Below are 2,179 nucleotides of genomic sequence, written 5' to 3' on the forward strand. Positions count from 1 at the left end.
GAAGCAGGACGACGGGCGCGCCCTCGGCGACCCCGACGAGATCTACCCCGGCTGGGAGCTGAAGATCCCCGCCGCGGCCGGCAGCGACCCAAGCGACTCGAAGCCGGACCAGGCGCAGCCTCCGCGTGAGCAGCCCGCCGACCAGGGCAAGGCCGAGGAGCGGCCCGGCGCCGAGCAGACACAGCCGCCCGCCCAGGAAAAGCCGGGCCCGGGCGCCGACCAGGGGGAGAAGGGCGAGACGGCCCAGACCCCCGGCCAGGGCTCGGACAAGGACAGCCAGGACGGTGGACAGCCGACCGAGCAGCCGCCCGCGCAGGACCCGGCACCCGACCGCGAGCGGGAGCAGCACGGCACGCCCACCCAGGCGCCTGAGGCGCACGACACCGCGGAGGCCGCCGACAGCGGTGACCAGAGCGTGCAGACGATCGCCGCGGCGGGCAGCATCCTGGCCGCGGCCGTCCTCGCGGTCATCGCGGCCCGTCGTGCGCGCCAGCAGCGCCGCCGGCGCCCCAAGCGGCGCATCCCGATGCCCTCCGGTGCGACCGCCGACTTCGAGAAGCAACTGCGCGTGGCGTCCGACATCACCGGCGCCGCGCTCGCCGACCGCGCCCTGCGCACCCTGGCCGCCAACTGCCGTCAGGCCGGCCGGCCTCTGCCCGAGGTCGAGGCGATGCGCATCACCGCGCGCGGCATCGAGCTCCACCTGGCCGCCGTCACCCCGCCCGTCGCGCCGTTCACCGAGCACGAGAACAAGCCGACGGTGTGGGTGTGCCCCGCCCGCGGCACGGCTCTCCTCGACGAGGACGAGGCCGCCGACATCACCGTGCCCTACCCGGCCCTGGTGAGCCTGGGCGAAACCGAGGACGGCGACACGGTCCTGGTCAACCTGGAGGCCATCGGCCTGCTGCGCCTGGCCGGCAGCCCGGCCGACGTCCGCGCGGTCATGCTCGCCCTGGCCGTCGAACTCGCCTCCTCCCGGCTGGCGCCCGACACGCAGATCGTCCTCGCCGGTGCCGGCAGCGACCTGCACCACCTCTACCCCGACCAGATCGAGCACCACACAGACCTCGGCCCGGCCACCACCGACCTCCAGGCGCACGACGCCTTCCAGCGCCAGGCCCTCGCCGACGGCGGCCACGACCACCTTCGGGCCGCCCGGCTGGGCGAGGACGGCGGCGACACCTGGATCCCCCGCATCCTCATCGCCACCGCCCCGCCCACAGGCCCGGCGGCCGCCGAGCTCGAGGACCTCCTCGCCTCCCGGCCCCGCACCTCGGTCGCGGTCGTCACCGCCGCGGGCGGCGAACTCGACCTGCCCGGCGCCTGGACCCTGCCCGCCCAGCCCGGCACCCTCGTCGAACTGCCCGACCTGGACCTCGCGGTCAAGCTCCAGCACCTGGATGCCGACTCCTACGACCGGCTCGTCCAGCTGATCGCCACCTCCAGCCGCACCGACGACGTCCCCCCGCCGGCGTGGACGGGACACACCGGACCGGCCGACACCAACGGCCCCCGCTCCACCGTCCCGGTGGGCGAGGACTCTGCGCTCGCTCCGGAGACCACCGCCGCCCCCGCAGTGACCACCGCGGTCGCCACGCAGGGAAGCGGCCTGGCGACCGCTCTGCCGGCCTTCACCGCCTTCTCCCCCGCCCTGACGCCCGACGATGACCCGGCCGACAGCGGAAGCGGCGACGGCTGGGAGGAAGAGCAGGACGGCAGCGCTCTGTCCCCCGCGGTCGCGGGCTCCCCCGCCCCCGACAAACAGCCCGACGAGGACGCCGACAGCAACTCCGCAGGCGAGCCCACCGGCTGGGAGGTGCCCGAGCCTGCTGAGGACGACGGCGACCCGCAGGAGGCGTCCGCGCTGGGTGCCGAGGTGTGGGACACCACCGAGCCGGAGCAGGACTTCGAAACGGTCCTCGGCGAAGTGCTCGGCGAGCGGGACGACGACTCCCCGGCGGCGCCCGACGACGACGAGGCCAGCTCCGGCCTGTCCGCCGCCGCGCTCGGCGACGGCCCGGACGAGGAGGAGAAGCCGGAAGACGACTCGGTCCCGACCGACGAAGAGGACGATGCCGAGTCCGGCCTGACCGCGGCCGCGCTCGCTGGGGGATCGTCACCGGCGGTCGTTCCGTTACCAGACATGGCGGTATGCGCCACGTTGCCCTGCCGACTCCTT

At 75.2% G+C, this 2,179-nt stretch carries 1 pseudogene; it reads left to right on the top strand.

The features are described from left to right. Positions 1-2,179, top strand: a pseudogene (locus ABZ281_RS46870) (hypothetical protein); the annotation flags it as partial.

The organism is Streptomyces sp. NPDC006265 (assembly GCF_040613555.1).
Lineage (GTDB): Bacteria > Actinomycetota > Actinomycetes > Streptomycetales > Streptomycetaceae > Streptomyces.